The organism is Rhizobium sp. 0TCS1.26, from assembly GCF_050455525.1.
GTDB lineage: Bacteria > Pseudomonadota > Alphaproteobacteria > Rhizobiales > Rhizobiaceae > Neorhizobium.
Genome location: NZ_JBCIYV010000001.1, coordinates 1,010,380 through 1,027,731, shown reverse-complemented (window position 1 = coordinate 1,027,731; position 17,352 = coordinate 1,010,380). Strand labels below are relative to the sequence as shown.

General features: G+C 64.4%; 15 protein-coding genes and 3 pseudogenes. 9 read left to right on the top strand and 9 right to left on the bottom strand.

The features are described from left to right. Positions 1–32: 32 nt before the first annotated feature. On the bottom strand, positions 33–1,481 hold the full coding sequence (locus AAIH46_RS05105) for a homospermidine synthase (protein ID WP_430304532.1): 1,449 nt from the start codon (positions 1,479–1,481) through the stop codon (positions 33–35). A gap of 135 nt (positions 1,482–1,616) precedes the next feature. Continuing rightward, positions 1,617–2,534, bottom strand: coding sequence for a heme-dependent oxidative N-demethylase family protein (locus tag AAIH46_RS05100; RefSeq protein WP_430304531.1), 918 nt, complete (start codon positions 2,532–2,534; stop codon positions 1,617–1,619). Between the two features lie 129 nt (positions 2,535–2,663). On the opposite strand from AAIH46_RS05100, the gene AAIH46_RS05095 reads away from it, so the two are divergent. Beyond that, a complete protein-coding gene (locus AAIH46_RS05095; protein ID WP_430304530.1) occupies positions 2,664–3,425 on the top strand; it encodes an SDR family NAD(P)-dependent oxidoreductase in 762 nt (253 codons plus the stop codon). Positions 3,426–3,437: 12 nt separating this feature from the next. Here AAIH46_RS05095 and AAIH46_RS05090 read toward each other — a convergent pair whose 3' ends face one another. Continuing rightward, the gene (locus tag AAIH46_RS05090) at positions 3,438–4,328 is read right to left on the bottom strand and encodes a LysR family transcriptional regulator (protein ID WP_430304529.1); all 891 of its coding nucleotides are present in this window, start codon (positions 4,326–4,328) and stop codon (positions 3,438–3,440) included. Positions 4,329–4,439: 111 nt separating this feature from the next. Here AAIH46_RS05090 and AAIH46_RS05085 point away from each other — a divergent pair, with 111 nt between their 5' ends. The 3 genes from AAIH46_RS05085 (at position 4,440) to AAIH46_RS05075 (ending at position 6,041) form a co-directional block, all read left to right on the top strand. Next, on the top strand, positions 4,440–5,162 hold the full coding sequence (locus tag AAIH46_RS05085; RefSeq protein WP_430304527.1) for an SDR family oxidoreductase: 723 nt from the start codon (positions 4,440–4,442) through the stop codon (positions 5,160–5,162). A gap of 25 nt (positions 5,163–5,187) precedes the next feature. Beyond that, positions 5,188–5,679 (top strand): carboxymuconolactone decarboxylase family protein, encoded by a 492-nt coding sequence (locus AAIH46_RS05080; RefSeq protein ID WP_430304526.1) that lies wholly within the window; start codon positions 5,188–5,190, stop codon positions 5,677–5,679. A 92-nt stretch (positions 5,680–5,771) separates the two neighbouring features. Beyond that, a complete protein-coding gene (locus AAIH46_RS05075; protein ID WP_430305005.1) occupies positions 5,772–6,041 on the top strand; it encodes an Atu4866 domain-containing protein in 270 nt (89 codons plus the stop codon). Positions 6,042–6,059: 18 nt separating this feature from the next. Here the strand turns inward: AAIH46_RS05075 and AAIH46_RS05070 are convergent, their stop codons facing one another. The 3 genes from AAIH46_RS05070 to AAIH46_RS05060 form a co-directional block, all read right to left on the bottom strand. After that, positions 6,060–6,731: an aminotransferase class IV family protein gene (locus AAIH46_RS05070; RefSeq protein WP_430304525.1), complete on the bottom strand. Its 672-nt coding sequence runs from the start codon at positions 6,729–6,731 to the stop codon at positions 6,060–6,062. After that, on the bottom strand, positions 6,671–7,843 hold the full coding sequence (locus tag AAIH46_RS05065; RefSeq protein WP_430304524.1) for an aminodeoxychorismate synthase component I: 1,173 nt from the start codon (positions 7,841–7,843) through the stop codon (positions 6,671–6,673). Before AAIH46_RS05065 ends, AAIH46_RS05070 begins: the two co-directional genes overlap by 61 nt. Before the next feature lie 106 nt (positions 7,844–7,949). Further along, the gene (locus tag AAIH46_RS05060) at positions 7,950–9,776 is read right to left on the bottom strand and encodes a M3 family oligoendopeptidase (RefSeq protein ID WP_430305004.1); all 1,827 of its coding nucleotides are present in this window, start codon (positions 9,774–9,776) and stop codon (positions 7,950–7,952) included. 229 nt (positions 9,777–10,005) lie between these two features. Between AAIH46_RS05060 and AAIH46_RS05055 the strand changes: the two are divergent. The 3 genes and pseudogenes from AAIH46_RS05055 to AAIH46_RS05045 form a co-directional block, all read left to right on the top strand. Further along, a pseudogene (locus AAIH46_RS05055) lies at positions 10,006–11,197 on the top strand (sigma-54-dependent transcriptional regulator); the annotation flags it as partial. Positions 11,198–11,343: 146 nt separating this feature from the next. Continuing rightward, positions 11,344–11,550: pseudogene (locus tag AAIH46_RS05050) on the top strand (helix-turn-helix domain-containing protein); the annotation flags it as partial. Between the two features lie 334 nt (positions 11,551–11,884). Next, on the top strand, positions 11,885–13,675 hold the full coding sequence (locus AAIH46_RS05045) for a DUF882 domain-containing protein (RefSeq protein ID WP_430304523.1): 1,791 nt from the start codon (positions 11,885–11,887) through the stop codon (positions 13,673–13,675). Positions 13,676–13,770: 95 nt separating this feature from the next. Here AAIH46_RS05045 and AAIH46_RS05040 read toward each other — a convergent pair whose 3' ends face one another. The 3 genes from AAIH46_RS05040 to AAIH46_RS05030 form a co-directional block, all read right to left on the bottom strand. Beyond that, on the bottom strand, positions 13,771–14,040 hold the full coding sequence (locus AAIH46_RS05040; protein WP_430304522.1) for a DUF2312 domain-containing protein: 270 nt from the start codon (positions 14,038–14,040) through the stop codon (positions 13,771–13,773). 91 nt (positions 14,041–14,131) lie between these two features. Next, positions 14,132–14,437 carry a DUF1244 domain-containing protein gene (locus AAIH46_RS05035; RefSeq protein ID WP_430304521.1) on the bottom strand — a complete coding sequence of 102 codons (306 nt, stop codon included), beginning with the start codon at positions 14,435–14,437 and terminating at the stop codon, positions 14,132–14,134. A 15-nt stretch (positions 14,438–14,452) separates the two neighbouring features. Beyond that, positions 14,453–15,256, bottom strand: coding sequence for an N-formylglutamate amidohydrolase (locus AAIH46_RS05030; protein ID WP_430304520.1), 804 nt, complete (start codon positions 15,254–15,256; stop codon positions 14,453–14,455). A gap of 281 nt (positions 15,257–15,537) precedes the next feature. On the opposite strand from AAIH46_RS05030, the pseudogene AAIH46_RS05025 reads away from it, so the two are divergent. Both AAIH46_RS05025 and pyk read left to right on the top strand, forming a co-directional pair. Next, positions 15,538–15,912: pseudogene (locus tag AAIH46_RS05025) on the top strand (DUF1036 domain-containing protein); the annotation flags it as partial. After that, positions 15,912–17,351 (top strand): pyruvate kinase, encoded by a 1,440-nt coding sequence (gene pyk / locus AAIH46_RS05020; protein WP_430304519.1) that lies wholly within the window; start codon positions 15,912–15,914, stop codon positions 17,349–17,351. The pseudogene AAIH46_RS05025 and the gene pyk, both read left to right, overlap by 1 nt. The last annotated feature ends 1 nt before the right edge of the window (position 17,352 follow it).

Here is a 17,352-nt window from a genome sequence, read left to right as displayed (position 1 = left end):
GGGTGGGGAGTGGCCTTTTCAGCTAAAGCAGCTCAGCGAACCAGGATGTTCTTGAACTGCCACGGATCCTTCTCGTCGAGATCTTCCGGGAACAGGCCCGGGCGGCCGTCGAGCGGCGTCCAGTCGGTGTAGTGACCCTCGACCGGGCCGAGATACGGCGACTGCACTTCGAGGCAGCGCTTGTAATCGACTTCGTCGGCTTCGACGATGCCGGCCTTCGGGTTTTCCAGCGCCCATACCATGCCGGCGAGAACTGCCGAGGTTACCTGCAGGCCGGTTGCGTTCTGGTAGGGCGCGATGCGGCGGGTTTCTTCCAGCGACAGGCGCGAACCGTACCAGTAGGCGTTCTTCTCGTGGCCGTAGAGCAGCACGCCGAGTTCATCGACGCCTTCCTCGAGTTCGTCCTCATCGAGAACGTGCAGGACCGGCTGCTGATGACCGCCATTGCCGAACATCTCATGCAGCGACAGGACCGCATCGTTGGCCGGATGGTAGGCGTAATGGCATGTCGGCCGGTAGACGACTTCGCCGTCCTTCTCGACGGTGAAATAGTCGGCGATCGAGATCGACTCGTTGTGGGTGACGAGGAAACCGTATTGCGGGCCGGGCGTCGGGCACCAGGTGCGCACGCGGGTGTTGGCGCCCGGCTGCTCCAGGTAGATCGCCGCCTTGCAGCCCTTCTTGTGCTTCTTGGCGTTCTTCGGCATCCAGTTTTCATGGGTGCCCCAGCCGAGTTCGGCCGGCTGCAGGCCTTCCGAGATGAAGCCTTCGACGGACCAGGTGTTCCAGAAGACGTTGAGCGGCTTCGGGTGCTTGGTGAGCTGCGTGTCGCGCTCGGCGATGTGGACACCCTTGACGCCGAGCTTCTTCATCAGCTTGGCCCAGCCTTCACGGTCATGCTGGTCCGGTTCGTCGAACTTCAGGCCGGTGTCGTTGGCGAGGTTGACGAGCGCCTGCTTGACGAACCAGGAGACCATGCCCGGATTGGCGCCGCAGGTGGAGACGGCCGTCGTGCCGCCGGGGTTCTTCTTCTTCTCGTGGCGCACGGTTTCGCGCAGCGCGTAGTTGGTGCGCTCGGAATTCTTCATGCTCTTGTCGAAGTAGAAGCCGAGCCAGGGCTCGACGACCGTGTCGATGTAGAGAACGTCGAGCTTGCGGCACATCTTCATCAGGTCGAGCGAGCCGGTATCGACCGACAGGTTGACGCAGAAGCCCTGGCCTTCGCCTTCCGTCAGCAGCGGCTTCAGCAGCTCCTTGTAGTTCTCCTTCGTCACATATTCCTTGATGTGACGCACGCCGTGCTTCTTGAGGATCTCCATGTCGGAGGGCTCCTCGCGCGGATCGATGACGACCATCCGGCTCTTGTCGAACTTGAAGTGGCGCTCGATCAGCGGCAGCGTGCCGCGGCCGATGGAGCCGAAGCCGATCATCACGATGGGGCCGGTGATTTCGGCATGAACCGGGTAGGTCTGGTCAGTCATGTTTCTGTCGCTCCTTCGGTCCCCCGGCCATCGAGGTAGGGCCCTGTTGTCGGCACGGTTTGCTGGCCGCCGCGCCCTTGGCGGCGGTCTAGATCACAAAAAACGGTCATAATAAAGAGGCGGAATACTACAGGATCATTGCAGATCCTGCACAATATTTCGCCGCTCCGCCTCCTGCCTCAGCATCGCGATCATCGGCCCGCGCTTGGCCAGCAGGCCCTTGTAGGCCGCCTGTTCCGGCGTCAGCGCCTCCAGCTGATCGGCCAGCGACAGCATCAGCCGGGCCGCGTCCGGCTGGCGGGCGAGGATGGTAACCGGGTCGACGTAGATGCGAATGGTGAAGAGGATGTCGCCCGACAGCGGCAGCTTGCGCAGGCTCTGGCGCTCGATGCGCAGGAAACTATCCGCGGGCGGCAGGTCGGGCACCTTCCGCTCGCTCTTCGGCTTCGGCGTGAACAGCGCGTCGTTCCAGTTGACCGACCAGTTCATCCGCCGGACCAGCCGGTCGGCCGGCAGGCGATCGAACATGCGGCTGATCAGCTCTGCGTTGCGGCTGCCGGCCTGGAAGTCCGGCACGTCGGCATGCACCTCGTCCATCGACCGTCCGAACTTCTCGTCGAGAGACCAGGACGAGGGGAAGGCGACGAAGGCGGCGGCGATCCGCCAGCCGCGATCGCTGCGACGCATGATCACCAGATCGTCCTGCACGAGGAGGCCGGCCCTCACCAGCGGTGGCAGCGACGTGTCGTCGAGGTCGACCGGATGGGCACCGGCGATCAGCATCCGGCTTCCGTCGCGGCTGTACCGGCTGCGGTGATGATCCACCAGATAGGACGACAGGAGATCCAGCACCTCCCTCTGGGCTGCCTCGGTCCCGGGCTCGGCCCGGAAGATCTCGTCCCGGTGGGCGTCCAGAAGCTCGCATTTCTGTGCGAGGTAGGCGGCGAGGTCGTCGTCCGGTTCGATCCAGTTCTCCGGTGAGAGCTGTTCGAGACCGATCGTGAACGGCGTCGAGGAGCCGTCATAGGGTGTGTAGGCAGGTTGGTGGTTCATTCGTCTTGCCGGCAGTTCTTGTGTGTCGGTTCAAGCATAGCAGCTTTCGCCCCGGCTGCGGAACCATCCACCCGAGATGCGGTTCTGCCTGCTGGCGGCGGGACCGGATTTCCACGAAGGAGAGGTTTGATGAGGCGTTTCGAAGACAAGGTGGTGATTGTCACCGGAGCCGGGTCGGGCATGGGCAAGGCGACCGCGGAACGCTTCGCTTCCGAAGGCGCCAAGGTGGTGCTGGTCGGCCGCCACGCCGACAAGCTCGAGAGCGTTGCCGCCGGCCTGCCCAGCGAACGCGTCCTCGTTCAGCAGTGCGACGTGTCGCACGAGGCGCAGGTGGATGCGATGGTGCAAAAGACAGTCGAAACGTTCGGCCGGCTGGACGTGCTGGTCAATAACGCAGGCGTGCATGCCGAAGGCGATGTCGAAAACACCTCCGCGGAAGACTGGCGCAAGGTGATGGCGACCGACGTCGACGGCGTGTTCTTCGCCAGCCGCGCAGCACTGCCGCACCTGAAGACGGCGAAAGGTTCGATCGTCAACGTGGCCTCCGTTTCCGGTACCGGCGGCGACTGGGGCATGGCAGCCTACAATGCCGCCAAGGGTGCCGTCGTCAACCTGACGCGGGCCATGGCGCTCGACCACGGCAAGGACGGCGTCCGGGTCAACTCCGTCTGCCCGAGCCTGACGCGCACCGACATGACCGAGGAGATGATGAGCGACCAGGCGCTGCTGGCCAAGTTCAACGAGCGGTTCGCGCTTCAGGGTCCGGCAGAGGCCGAAGATATCGCGCCGGTCATCGCCTTCCTCGCCAGCGACGACGCCCGCTTCGTCACCGGCGTCAACCTGCCGGTCGATGGCGGCATCTCCGCGTCGAACGGCCAGCCGGCGCAGTAAGGCGGATCACCATCATCCGGGCCGCCGCAGGTGATCGATCAGCGCCCGCAGCTTTGGCGCCATGTTCCGGCGGCTCGGATAGTAGAGGTAGAAGCCCGGGAAATAGGGGCAGTATTTCTCCAGCACCGTGACCAGTTCGCCGCGATCGATCGCTGCGCGGAAGCTGTCTTCCATGCCGAAGCTGATGCCGGCACCGGCAACCGCGAGCCGTATCATCAGGCTCATGTCGGTCGTCGTGATGGTATCCGCGACGACGACCGAAAACTCCTTGCCGTCCTCGGCGAACTCCCACCGGTAGGGCGGCACGTGCGGCGAGATCCGCCAGCCGATGCAGCGGTGGCCGGACAGCTCGCGCGGATGAGCGGGCGTGCCGAACCGCTCGAGATAGGCCGGCGCGGCGACCACGAGCTGTCGCTGCTTGGCCGAGACAGGCACGGCAATCATGTCCTGGGCGATGACTTCGCCGAGCCGAACGCCGGCATCATAGCCTTCCGCGACGATATCCAGTTCCTCGTCGGTGACGGTGATGTGCAGCTTTACCTCGGGGTTGGATTCGGCGAACGCTGCCAGCAGCGCGCCCGACAGAAAGCTCTCGGCGATCGATGACACCGCAAGGCGCAGCACGCCGCGCGGGCGGCCCTGCAGGTTGCCCGTGGACTCGATCGCGGCCTGCATGCCTGACAGAGCTGGCGCCACGTCCGCATAGAGCCGTTCGCCCGCCTCCGTCAGTGCAAGGCTGCGCGTGGTGCGACTCACAAGCGCGATGCCGAGCGTCGCCTCCAGCTTGCGGATCGTCTGGCTGACGGCCGAGCGAGTAACGCCCATCCGATCCGCGGCGCGCCGAAAGCTCTTTTCCTCGGCCACCATGGCGAACACCGAAAGGGCGTTGAAGTCGGTCTGCATTGGTTAGTTTTCCTTTCCCGTCCGGAAAACAATGGATGGCTTATCGCGACAATGGCCGAGGTCTATCTTCCGATCAACCGCAAAGACGCGGGACAGTGGAAGGAATACGTCATGGAAAAGATCGTTCTCATCACCGGCGCATCGAGCGGCATCGGCGCCGGGATCGCACGCGAACTGGCTGGGGCCGGCATGACCGTCGTGCTTGGCGCGCGCCGCACCGATCGGCTTGAAGCGCTGGCGGAAGAGATCCGCGCCGCAGGCGGCACGGTGCAGACCCGCAGCCTCGACGTCACGGATCACGCCGACGTCTGCGCCTTCGTCGAAGCCGCACGTCAGGAATTCGGACGCGTCGACGTGATCGTCAACAATGCCGGCGTCATGCCGCTGTCGCCGATGGCGTCGCTGAAGGTCGACGAATGGGACCGCATGGTCGACGTCAACATCAAGGGCGTGCTCTACGGCATTGCCGCCGTCCTGCCGGAGATGACCGCGCGCGGGTCCGGCCACATCATCAACATCGCATCCGTCGGCGCGCTCAGCGTCTCGCCGACCGCCGCCGTCTACTGCGCGACCAAGTACGCCGTGCGGGCGATCTCGGACGGCTTGCGGCAGGAGCGCCAGGACATCCGCGTCACCTGCATCCATCCGGGCGTCGTGGAAAGCGAACTCGCCGACACGATCACCGATCCGGCGGCTGCCGAAGGCATGAAGAGCTACCGGGCGATTGCCCTGAAGCCTGACGCCATCGGCCGCGCCGTCCGCTTTGCCATCGAGCAGCCGGACGATGTCGACGTCAGCGAGATCGTCGTTCGACCGGTGCGGTCGCAGTACTGAGGATTGAACCACACAGGAGGCTAGCATGCTCCAGCAGATCCGATCCAACCTGACAGCGGCGAGCGCCGCTGCGTTTCTCAGCCTGACGCCGGATGCGGCAGCGGCCCAGACCGTCGAAGAGCGGCGGGAACGGGGTGCTGCGGTGATCCGCAACCTCAACAACGGCATGGCGCAGCCGACCCTTGAAGGCATGCGCCGCGAGTTCCCGTTCCTGGCCGAGGCGACCGAAGCCTATGCGCTCGGCGACGTCTGGTCGCGGCCGGGCATCGACGACCGGACCCGACAGCTGGCGGCGGTCGCTGCCTTCGCGGCTATCGGCGAGACAGCCCTCATGACGGTGCATGCCGGCTACGCGCTGAACATCGGGGTGCCGCAGGAAGAGCTCAAGGAGGTCATCTACATGGTGACCGTCCCGGCCGGCTTCCCGAAGGCGATCGCCGCCTCGCAGGCGCTGTCGAAGCTGTTTGCCGAGCGGCGCGACGCCGCCGCAAATCCAGCCGAGGGGAGCGCGCCATGAGCCAGCCCCTGCTGATCATCGTCGCCGCCATCATTACCGGATCTGCGTCGCTGGGCGCAGTCTTTACCCAGCTTTCCCATGCAGAGGCACCCATGACCGCTCAAGTCCACACCGAAACCCAGGCGCCCAGCCATCCCTATGTCGGGCTGTGGGTGACCGAAGACGGGCATGTCCGTCACGACCTTCTGGCGACCGGACGCTACGACGAGGCGCGTGGCAACCGGCAGAGCGCCTACCAGGGGCGCTACGCCGTGACCGGCAACCACATCGACTACTGGGACGACACCGGCTTCACCGCCGACGGCGAGTTCATCGACGGCGTGCTGCACCACGGCGGCATGATCCTCTATCGCGAACAGTAGGGCGCCATGCGTGGTCGGTCAGTCCGGTTCGGCGAGGGCCGCCAGAATAAGACCGCGCAGCGAATTGCCGACGAAGACCTGCCGGCCGATGAGGTCGGCGGGTTTCAGCACTTCCGATCGTGCCCGGCGCTCGCGGATGAGGTCCGCCCGCAGCACGCCCGGCAGCAATCCGCAACTGAGCGGCGGCGTCAGAAGCTGTCCATCCTCGGCTTGCACGAACAGGTTGGTGATCGTGCCTTCGCAGAGTTCGCCGCGCTCGTTGAGCAGCAGGACCTCGTCGGCCTCGTCCTTGCCGAACTCGCCGCGGGCAGCGTCGTAGGGCTCGCGGCGCGTCGTCTTGTGGCGAAACAGGCTGTCGTCGGAGGCCAGCCGCTGCCGGGCGATGCGCAGCCGCCACACGCGGCCGGGCTCTTCCGCCACGAAGGGCGTTGCCGTCACCTCGACCTTCCCGCGGAAGGTCATCGTCAGGCGGACGCGCAAAGGCGTGTCGCCGCTCGCCACGATCGCTAGCTGTTCCGCCGCATCCACTGGCTGGCGGAAACCCAGCGCATCGGCCGAGCGGGCGAGCCGGCGCATATGCTGCTCCAGTCGCAGGAAACCGTCTTGCGGCTCCCAGCGCATGGTCTCGATCAGCAGGAAATCTGCCAACTGCTTGCCTGGCCTACTGCGAACCGCGCCTTGAGGAGACATTCTTCATATTCCGCCTGTGCCTTCGAATCGAAGACGATACCGCCGCCGACATTGAAAACCGCGCGACCATCGTTGAAAAGGGTCAGCGTGCGGATGGCCACCGAAAAACGCATCGGGCCGGCCGGATCGCACCAGCCTATGGCGCCGCAGTAGACGCCCCGGGGCCCGGTCTCCAACTCGCCGAGGATGCGCATCGCCCACATTTTCGGCGCGCCGGTGATCGAGCCGCAGGGGAAGAGGGCGGCAAGGATGTCCGGCAGCCCGATCTGCGGCATGAGTCTTGCCCGCACGTGGCTGACCATCTGGTGGACGGTCGGGTAAGTCTCGATCTCGAACAGTTTAGGGACGGACAGGCTGCCCACCTCGCTGATGACGGAGACGTCATTCCGCAACAGGTCGACGATCATCCGGTTCTCGGCGAGCGTCTTCTCGTCGGTCAGCATAGACGCGATGATCCCGGCGTCCTCGTCGGGACCACTGCCGCGGGCCGCCGTGCCTTTCATCGGATGGGTCTCGATGAAGCCGTCGACATCGACTGCGAAGAACAGCTCGGGCGACCGCGACAGGATAACTGGGCCGCCGAGATCGACCAGCGCGCCGTAGCGGACCGGCTGGCGGGCGACCAGGGAATGAAACAGTGCCTGAGGATCGCCCGACCAGCTTGCGGTGATCGGCATCGTCAGGTTCGCCTGGTAGCAGTCGCCGCGCCGCAGATGGTCGTGCAGCCGGTCGAACCGCTGCCGGTAGGCCTCGAAGTCCCAGGCAGGAGCGGCGTCGGTGAGACAGGCCGGATGCGCGGCATCCGCTGGAGACGGAGCGGCGAGGGGATGATCCTCGGCGGGCGGCCTCTCGAAGATCCCCATGCAGACGAGCGGCGTGTCGCGGTTGTCGACGATCAGATGCCGCAGCTTGTCTTCGTAGATATGGCCCGCCTCATAGGACAGATAGCCGGCCAGCCAGCAGCCGGAGCGGCGCGCTGCCTCCAGCCGTTCGATCGCCGGCAGCACCTCGTTAGCGGTCCGCGCAAGGACAATTTCCCGCGGTTTGTCGAAGACGAGGCTCCGGCCGCTTCGGTCGTCGCGAAAGAGCGCGTAGGGCTGGTGGTCTTGCATGGTGTTCTCGGGTTGCGGCTGCCCCTCATCCGGCTGCCGCCAGCTTCTCCCCGCCGGCGGGGAGAAGCGATCTGCCGCGGCCTTCAAGCCTCATGGCTACCGGCTATCAAGCCTTGTCGAGTGCCTCCAGCTCGTCGATCAGGCCCTCGATCATCGACAGGCCCTTGTCCCAGAAGGACGGGTCGGTGGCGTCGAGGCCGAAAGGTTTCAGAAGCTCCGAGTGATGCTTGGTGCCGCCGGCCTTCAGAAGCTCGAAATACTTCTGCTGGAAGCCGCTGTCGGCGTTCTGGTAGACGGCATAGAGCGAGTTCACCAGGCAATCGCCAAAGGCATAGGCATAGACATAGAAGGGGGAGTGGATGAAGTGGGGGATGTAGGTCCACCAGCTCTCGTAGCCTTCCGAGATGCGGATCGACGGCCCGAGGCTCTCATCCTGCACCGACAGCCACAGCTCGCCGATCTGCTCCGATGTCAGTTCGCCGTCCTTGCGGGCAGTGTGCAGCTTTCGCTCGAAATCGTAGAAAGCGATCTGGCGGACCACGGTGTTGATCATGTCCTCGACCTTCTGGGCGAGCATCGCCTTTCGCTCGCGCCGGTCGGTGGTCCTTTCCAGCAGCGCCCGGAAGGTCAGCATCTCGCCGAACACCGAGGCCGTCTCCGCCAGCGTCAGCGGAGTCTGGCACATCAACGCCCCCTGACCCCCGGCCAGCACCTGGTGCACGCCGTGGCCAAGTTCGTGGGCAAGCGTCATCACGTCGCGCGGCTTGCCGAGATAGTTCACCAGCACATAAGGGTGTGCCGAAGGCACCGTCGGATGGGCGAAGGCACCCGGTGCCTTGCCCTGACGCGCCGGCGCATCGATCCACTGCTCGTCGAAGAAGCGCCGGGCGATATCGGCCATCTCGGGTGCGAAGCCTGCATAGGCGGACAGCACGGTGTCTCTCGCCTGGTCCCAGGGAATCAGCGCCTTCGGCGTCTCCGGCAGCGGCGCGTTGCGGTCCCAGAAATTCATCTGCTCCATTCCGAGCCACTTTGCCTTCATCGCATAGTAGCGATGCGACAGCCGCGGATAGGCCTGCTTGACGGCAGCTGCCAGCGCATCCACCACCTGCCGCTCGACGCGGTTGGCGAGATGGCGTGAATCGGCGATGTCTTCGAACCCGCGCCAGCGGTCCGCGATTTCCTTGTCCTTGGCGAGCGTGTTGGTGATCAGGGTGAACACCCGGAGGTTTTCGCCGAACGTCTTGGAGAGCGCCTGCGCCGCCACCCGGCGCGTCTCTTCCTCCGGTTCCTGCAGCAGGCTCAGCGTCCGCTCCAGCGGCAGCGTTTCGCCGTTCACCTCAAAGCGCACCCCGGCCATCGTCTCGTCGAACAGCCGGTTGAAAGCCGCAGCACTGGTCATCGACTTTTCGAGGAACAGCTGCTCCAGCCTGTCGTCCAGTTGATACGGCTTGTCCTTGCGCAGGTCGAGGATCCACGGCCCGTAATGCGCGGTGCGAGGATCGGCCGAGAGGCTGGCATCGATTACGTCATCCTCGATGCGGTTGAGTTCCAGCGCGAAGAACAGCAGATGCGCCGACAGATCGGTCAGCTTCGACTGCACGTCGCCGTAGAACTTGCCGTTTGCCGGACTGGACGTGTCGGAGAAATAGGTGAGGCCGGCGAACGAGCCGATCCGGCCGACGAGGTCGTCGATCGCCTCGTAGTCGGCGATCGCTGCGCCCAGACCCTCGTCTGCGGTCTTCGATGCCGCCTCGGCAAGCCTGCCCTTCCAGCGCGTCTCGAATGCTTTCGCCAAGTCGAAGGCTTTCGATAGGTCGCTGCGGAACGTGTCGCTGTCCTTCGATGGGTAGAGATCCTCGAGCCGCCAGACGGGTAGTTGGCCAAGCGCCGCATCGGCGGTGGAGGCACTTGCCGCATCGGCGGCCGACAGTAGACGCTGACGATCGGCGCGATGGTGGAGGAGTGTGGTTGAAGCGGTCAAGATCGGTCTCCCATCGAGGTTCTGTCGTCGTCGTTGACGCAATTCGAAGCGAACAGGTTGTTTTCACGGCTAACGGTTAAAATGCAAGTGTTTCTCAGAACGGGATGTTTAACCCCATCTGAGACAACCGGTGCCATGGGTCCCGCAGTGGGACACGGTACTGAAGTACGGAGCAGACATGACGGCCCATATTCTTGTTGTCGATGACGATCCCGTCCAGCGTCGCCTGTTGAAGAATGCCGTGGAACGTCACGGCCATGTTGCGCATGTGGCCGAGAACGGCCGCATCGCGCTCGAGTTCCTCAAGCGTAACCGCCGGCAGTTCAACGTAATCGTGCTCGACCTGATGATGCCGGAACTCGACGGCCTCGGATTCCTCCAGGCGGCAGCCGAACTGGGCATCGATACGCCCGTCATCGTGCAGACCGGGCAAGGCGGTATCGAGACCGTCGTCCAAGCGATGCGCGCCGGCGCCTTCGATTTCGTCGTCAAGCCCGTGTCGCCCGAGCGTATCGCCGCCTCCATCGCCAATGCTCTGAAGCTCGACAACCGCGAGAACAAGGTGCGCTCGGTGCGCAAGACGAAAGGCGCCAGCGTCAGCTTCGGCGACATCGTCTCGGCCAGCCCCGACATGCTGCGCGTCATCGATCTTGCTCATCGCGCGGCGCAGTCCAACATTCCGGTCGTGCTCGAAGGCGAATCGGGCGTCGGCAAGGAAATGGTCGCGCGCGCCGTCCAGGCCGGCGGCGACCGCGCCAACAAGCCGTTCATCACCGTCAACTGCGGTGCCATCCCGGCAAACCTCGTCGAAAGCATCCTGTTCGGCCACGAGAAGGGCGCGTTCACCGGCGCCACCGATCGCCATACGGGCAAGTTCATGGAGGCCGACGGCGGCACGCTGTTCCTCGACGAGATCGGCGATCTGCCCCTCGACGTCCAGGTGAAGCTGCTGCGTGCCGTGCAGCAGGGCGAGATCGAGACGGTAGGCGCCGGTAAGGTGCAGAAGGTCGACGTGCGGCTGATCTCGGCCACCAACAAGGATCTGATCGAGGAAGTTCGCGCCGGTCGGTTCCGCGAAGACCTCTATTATCGGCTCAACGTGTTTCCCATCACCATCCCGGCGCTGCGTCGCCGCAAGGAAGACATCCCGCATCTGGCACGGGTGTTCACGGAACGCTTTTCCGCCGAGCAGAAGCTCGAGCGTCCGCTGCAGGTCGGTGCAGGCGCCATGGCACTGCTCACCGCCTACGACTGGCCCGGCAATATCCGCCAGTTGGAGAATGCGGTGTTCCGCGCCGTCGTGCTTGCCGAAGGTCCCGAACTGACGGAACGGGATTTCCCGCAGATCGCCGCGCAGGTTCCGGATTACCAGTCGCTCGAACTGCTGGCGACTGCGCCCGTGCCCGCCGCTTCCGAACCGCAGTCTTCCGACGAGGCGGAACAACGGGAAATGTCGGACCTGCTGCGCGCAGCACGTTCCGAATCGGCCCGCTCGCAGATGATGTTCAACGGCCCGGAAAACGTCATCGTCAGCACCAATGATGCCGGCGAGGTCCGCAAGCTTGCCGATGTCGAGGAAGAACTGATCCGATTCGCGCTGAAATTCTACCGCGGCCAGATGAGCCAGGTGGCGCGCAAGCTCGGTATCGGCCGCTCGACGCTCTATCGCAAACTCAAGGATTACGGGATTGACCCCGACGACCCTTTGAAAGAGGCGGCGTGAAGCCGACGTCGCCTCCGAACCCCTGACCTCATGTCTGTCTGTGCAATTCCCGGCGACTATGCTAGGTTACTTTCCGTCAACCTTTCAGTAGGCATTTGTTGACTATGAAAGAAGTGCTTGTGCATGTGTGGCACATTTGCCATCGTGTCACCGCAATTCACGGTCATGTGAGGCAGCACCGGATGTTGCCTGTCGGACGGGGAAAGTCTTGCTATATCAGTATGCAGATTCAACGCCTTCGGGTGACAACGGACGGCGCACGGCGAGCGGCTTCATAGCCTCGCTCGTGAAACGCGCCACGGCCGCTTTGGTTTCCCTGGCGCTATGCGCGACGATGATCGGCGTTCCTGCCGGATCGGCTTCTGCTGCCGGCGAAACGCGCAGTCTCAAGCTCTATTTCGTGCATACTGGCGAGCGCGCCCAGATCACCTTCAAGCGGAACGGCCGCTACGACCAGAAGGGTCTGCAGGAAATCAACCGCTTCCTGCGCGACTGGCGTCGCAACGAGCCGACCCGGATGGATCCGCGGCTGTTCGACCTCGTCTGGGAAGTGTATCGGCGCGTCGGCGCCAGCGACTACATCCACGTCGTCTCCGCCTATCGTTCTCCGACCACCAACGGCGCGCTTCGTTCGCGCACCAAGGGTGTCGCCAAGAATTCCCAGCACATGCTCGGCAAGGCGATGGACTTCTTCATCCCAGGCGTGAAGCTTGCAACGCTGCGCGAGACCGCCATGCGGCTGCAGGTCGGCGGCGTCGGCTTCTATCCGACCTCCGGCTCGCCCTTCGTGCATCTCGATGTCGGCAGCGTCCGCGCCTGGCCGCGGATGTCGCGCCAGGAACTGGTGCGGATCTTCCCGAACGGCAACACCATGCACCTGCCGGCCGATGGCAAGCCGCTGCCGGGCTACGAACAGGCTGTTGCCGATTACAAGCGCCGCGTCGGCGCCGATTCGATCCAGATCGCCAGCACGGCCGGAGGCGCTCCGTCGTCGAGCTCGCAGAAGAAGCCGAGCAACCTGTTTGCCATGCTCTTCGGCAACAATGGCGACGAGGACGAAGACGCCGATGCCATCGCCGCCCCGTCCAACGTGCCGCAGCGCCCGGCTACCCGCGCGCCTGTCGCCGAGGACTCGGAAGAGGCCGCAGCCCCGGTCATGGTGGCCGCCGCCGCGCCGCCCAGAGCCGAACTGACGGCCGCGCCTGAAATCGCTGCTCCGGTCCCGCAAACGCGACCTGCCTTCCGCGACGACGCTGCAACCGGCGGGCTCGCCAACGCTCTCTATTCGCCGCAGCGCAATGCCGCGCAGGAAGCCATGCAGGCTGTGATGCCGACCACACCGGTGACGCCGCTTGCCCGGCCTGTTCCCGAGGGCGAAAGCTTCGTCGATCTGGCGAGCATGAAAATTCCGGTGCCGACGCTGCTTGGTCCACGCGGGCTGAAGGGCGATGCGGAGCCATCCTCGGCGATGATCGCGTCGCTGGGTACCGAGACCACTGGAGAAGTGCTTCTCGCCAGCGTTCCGGTTCCGGCACAGCGTCCGCAGGCGGCGCTCGCGGCACCGGTCCAGGTTGCTGCCGCGGCACCCTTGGCTGAAAGACCCGCGGTCGCGCCGCATGTGGCAGTCGCCACTGCAACTCCGGCTCCCGTCACTGCCCAGCAGGATCTGACGCCCGAACTGATTGCCGAGTTGGCGCGCAGTGCCGAGCCGCAGACGGCGACCGCCTATGCGGCGACGCCTATCGCCCGGCCTCAACAGGTGGCGCTGGCATCGCCGGCAACCGTCGACAACAATGCGCGCGTCTTCAACGACGGGTTCGACATGCCCAAGCGCACCGCGCCTGCCAGCCAGCCGACGAAGGTGGTGAAGGGTGGCGCCGTCTCCAAGCTCGGCGGACGCCCGGCCAACCCGGATACCAAGGTCCTGACCGGCGACGTGCTCAGCCAGTGGGCTGTCGCGACCAACCGCACGGATACTGCGGCCTCGATGAAGGCACCGCGGCTGGTTGCGCGCGCCTTCAACAGTGAAGTGACGACTGGCTATGGCGGCGGGTTCAAGCCGGTCTCGGCCGCCGTGGCAATCGATCCGAACCGCTTCAGCGGCGCCAATCAGGTCAAGCCCTGAGGCATCCGCCACCCGGACCATGGACATGAAGAAATAAGAAACCCGCCGGAGCGATCCGGCGGGTTTTTCATTGTCGTCTTTGTCGGTCCGGTTGATCAGGCCGCTTCGTCGGCCGGTGCGGCAATCATGCCGAGCGCCTGCAGATAGGTGTCGAGGATCAGGTCCTCTTCCATCCGCTCCTGCTCGTCCTTCTTGCGCAGGGCGATGACCTTCTTGAGGATCTTGGTGTCGAAGCCCATCGATTTGGCTTCGCCGTAGACGTCCTTGATGTCGTCGGCGATGGTCTTCTTTTCTTCTTCCAGTCGTTCGATGCGCTCGACAAAAGCGCGGAGTTGATCGCGGGCGACGCCATGAGCATCAGACATCGGGGGCTCCTGTCTCTTTGGGCAAATTCAGTGGTGGTGTCACCTGCCGTGAAGCGTCGGCGAGGTCAAGGCGTTTCGCGAAAGGGAGGCCTCATTTGTGCGGGTTGTTGTCGGCGAATGCGGCTTTTTGAGCGTCGTTTGCGTCCGGCTGGTGATGGGTCTTCCACTCCTCGTAGGGCATGCCGTAGACGATTTCGCGGGATGCGTCCTTGCTCAGCGGGACGCCGGATTGCTCCGCCGCCTCGCGATACCAGTTGGACAGGCAGTTGCGGCAAAATCCGGCAAGGTTCATCAGGTCGATGTTCTGGACGTCGGTGCGCGCCTGCAGATGCTCGACGAGACGGCGGAAGGCGGCCGCTTCGAACGCCTGGCGCTGCTGCTCGGTCAGTTCGCTCATGGTCTTCTCCTTGTGTCAGTCTGCGGGAGACGGGTAGGCGCCGGTCCGCGAGGGAAAGCGGCGAACCTCGTGCAGCGCCGGATCGGCATTCAACTGCTCGAAGATGGGCGCCAGCCGGTCGGCCCAGGCCGCCACACCGTCGGCATCGCCGATCAGGTCCTGCCGCACCTCCAGAAGAGCGTGCGGAAGGCCGGTCATCATGCAATGACGGTACATGGTATCGTTCTTCAGCGCCCCGTCATAGGGTTCGTTGTCGCCGATCAGCAGATCCCCCGGTTGCCGAAGCAGGTCGAGAAGTGGCTCCACGGCGCGGGCATCGGCATCCCACAGCACCGCTGCATGCCAGGGCCGGGCAATGCCCTTCCAGGCAGGCGTATAGGAATGCAGCGACAGGACCAGTGGCGCCTTGCCGGATGCCTCGCTGACGTCGGCGATCTGATCGGCCACCGCGTGATGATAGGGGCGGTGGTAGGTGTCCAGCCGGTGCTGCCACTCCTCCTCGGTGATCGGATGATTACCGGGAATGATGGCGCCGTCGGATATCCTCATGATCAGCGTCGGGTCGTCTTCGCCGCGATTGGGGTCGATCAGCAGCCGCGAGAAGCAGGACAGGACGGCTGGAACCTTGAGACGCGCGGCGAGCTGCCGGGTGAGATCTTCGACGCCGATGTCGTAGGCGATGTGGCGACGGAAGGCGCTGTCGTCCAGCCCGAGGGATCCATAGCCCGGCGGCAGCCGGTTCATCGCGTGGTCGGCCAGCAGGACCATGCCTTTGTCATAAAGACCGGGTATCACCTCGTGTGAACTGAAAACCTGCATGCCATCCACGTGTCGGACCCCTCTGCTTGCTCGCCTGTGTTCGCATACCGAAAGGCTGGGGCGCAAGCGTGGTTCAACTGAAGTCAACCGGTCAGCAACCGATTATAATCGATTAGATTTCATTGACTTTCAGATGGCGCGGGGTCAAGACAGTGCTCATGATCTCTCATGGAGTCCCAACGGAAGCCGTGTCGAAAAGACTATTGTCCCTTCTCTCGCCGAGAGTGCTGCCATCGATCGCGTTTGCGATGGTGAGCTTTCCCGTCCTCTCCTTCGCCACCATGGCGCATGCCGATTTTCGTGTCTGCAACGGCACGCAAAACCTCGTCGGCGTGGCCATCGGCTATCGCGCCAGCGAAGGCTGGGTGTCGGAGGGCTGGTGGCAGGTGCCTGCATCCAGCTGCGCGACCCTGATCGAGGGCGAGCTGCAGTCGCGGTACTACTATCTCTATGCGGAAGACGCCGCGCGCGGCGGCCGCTGGACCGGCGACGTCAACATGTGCGTGGCCGAAAACGAGTTCAAGATCACCGGCGTCGACGACTGCTTTGCCCGCGGCCATCAGCGCATGGGTTTCAAGGAATATGACACGGGTCGTCAGGGAAGCTGGATGGTCCAGCTGTCGGACACACCCGGGACGCAAGAAGGCCAGAACTGATGAAGCGCAATCGCAAAGTGAAGATCCTCGCAACGCTCGGGCCCGCCTCGTCCGAGGAGGCGATGATCGAGAAGCTGCACCAGGCTGGCGCCGATCTCTTCCGCATCAACATGAGCCATGCAAGCCATGACGTCATGCGCATGCTGATCCAGCGCATCCGTGCGGTCGAAGCCCGCTGCGGCCGGCCGATCGGCATCCTCGCCGACCTGCAGGGCCCAAAGCTGCGGGTGGGCAAGTTTGCCGAGACCAAGGTGACGCTGCAGCCCGGCCAGACCTTCACACTCGACAACAACCAGGAGCCGGGTGACGCAAACCGCGTCTACCTGCCGCATCCGGAAATTCTCGAAGCGGTAAAGCCGGGCGACCGGCTGCTGATCGACGACGGCAAGCTGGCGCTGCGCGCCGTGCAGTGCGACGGCACGAGCATCGTCTGCACCGTCGTGTCCGGTACCTCGATCTCCGATCGCAAGGGCGTCAGCCTGCCCGACACGCTGCTCGCCGTCGGCGTGCTGACCGACAAGGACCGGCTTGATCTCGACGCCGTTCTGGCCACGGAAGAAGTCGACTGGGTGGCGCTGTCGTTCGTCCAGCGGCCGGAGGATCTGGCCGAAGTTCGCAAGATTTCCAAGGGCCGGGTCGGCCTGATGTCGAAGATCGAGAAGCCCCAGGCGATCGAGCGGATCGAGGAAATCATCGAGCTTTCCGACGCGCTGATGGTGGCGCGCGGCGATCTGGGCGTCGAGATGCCGCTCGAAGCGGTTCCCGGCCTGCAGAAGCAGCTGACGCGCGCCTGCCGCCGCGCCGGCAAGCCGGTCGTCGTTGCGACCCAGATGCTGGAATCGATGATCACCGCCGCCGTTCCGACGCGCGCCGAAGTGTCCGACGTCGCCACGGCCGTCTTTGAAGGTGCTGACGCGATCATGCTCTCGGCCGAATCGGCGTCCGGCCAGTATCCCGTGGAAGCGGTATCGACCATGGCGTCGATCGCCAGCACGGTCGAGAAGGATCCCTACTACTCCAACATCATCTACGCACAGCGTCCGCAGCCGGAAGCTACCGGCGCCGACGCCATCTCGCTTGCCGCGCGCCAGATTGCCGAAACGCTGAAGCTGTCGGCCATCGTCACCTACACTTCGTCGGGCACCACCGGCCTGCGCGCCGCCCGCGAGCGTCCGCAGGTGCCGATCATCGCGCTGTCGCCCATCGTCCAGACGGCCCGCCGTCTGTCGGTCTGTTGGGGCATGCACTGCGTCGTGGCGCAGGAGCCGACGGATATGGACGACATGGTCAACAAGGCCTGCCGCATCGTCGCCTCTGAAGGTTTCGGAAAGCCCGGCGACCGGATCATCATCTCTGCCGGTGTTCCGCTCGGCACGCCGGGCGCCACCAACATGCTGCGCATCGCCTATATCGGCCCGGACGGCCAATCGGGCGTCTGAG

Bases quoted from the DNA above. Each gene is read 5' to 3' on its own strand.
- AAIH46_RS05105 (WP_430304532.1), bottom strand. From the start codon at position 1,481: ATGACTGACCAGACCTACCCGGTTCATGCCGAAATCACCGGCCCCATC.
- AAIH46_RS05100 (WP_430304531.1), bottom strand. From the start codon at position 2,534: ATGAACCACCAACCTGCCTACACACCCTATGACGGCTCCTCGACGCCG.
- AAIH46_RS05095 (WP_430304530.1), top strand. From the start codon at position 2,664: ATGAGGCGTTTCGAAGACAAGGTGGTGATTGTCACCGGAGCCGGGTCG.
- AAIH46_RS05090 (WP_430304529.1), bottom strand. From the start codon at position 4,328: ATGCAGACCGACTTCAACGCCCTTTCGGTGTTCGCCATGGTGGCCGAG.
- AAIH46_RS05085 (WP_430304527.1), top strand. From the start codon at position 4,440: ATGGAAAAGATCGTTCTCATCACCGGCGCATCGAGCGGCATCGGCGCC.
- AAIH46_RS05080 (WP_430304526.1), top strand. From the start codon at position 5,188: ATGCTCCAGCAGATCCGATCCAACCTGACAGCGGCGAGCGCCGCTGCG.
- AAIH46_RS05075 (WP_430305005.1), top strand. From the start codon at position 5,772: ATGACCGCTCAAGTCCACACCGAAACCCAGGCGCCCAGCCATCCCTAT.
- AAIH46_RS05070 (WP_430304525.1), bottom strand. From the start codon at position 6,731: ATGTCTCCTCAAGGCGCGGTTCGCAGTAGGCCAGGCAAGCAGTTGGCA.
- AAIH46_RS05065 (WP_430304524.1), bottom strand. From the start codon at position 7,843: ATGCAAGACCACCAGCCCTACGCGCTCTTTCGCGACGACCGAAGCGGC.
- AAIH46_RS05045 (WP_430304523.1), top strand. From the start codon at position 11,885: ATGATCGGCGTTCCTGCCGGATCGGCTTCTGCTGCCGGCGAAACGCGC.
- AAIH46_RS05040 (WP_430304522.1), bottom strand. From the start codon at position 14,040: ATGTCTGATGCTCATGGCGTCGCCCGCGATCAACTCCGCGCTTTTGTC.
- AAIH46_RS05035 (WP_430304521.1), bottom strand. From the start codon at position 14,437: ATGAGCGAACTGACCGAGCAGCAGCGCCAGGCGTTCGAAGCGGCCGCC.
- AAIH46_RS05030 (WP_430304520.1), bottom strand. From the start codon at position 15,256: ATGCAGGTTTTCAGTTCACACGAGGTGATACCCGGTCTTTATGACAAA.
- pyk (WP_430304519.1), top strand. From the start codon at position 15,912: ATGAAGCGCAATCGCAAAGTGAAGATCCTCGCAACGCTCGGGCCCGCC.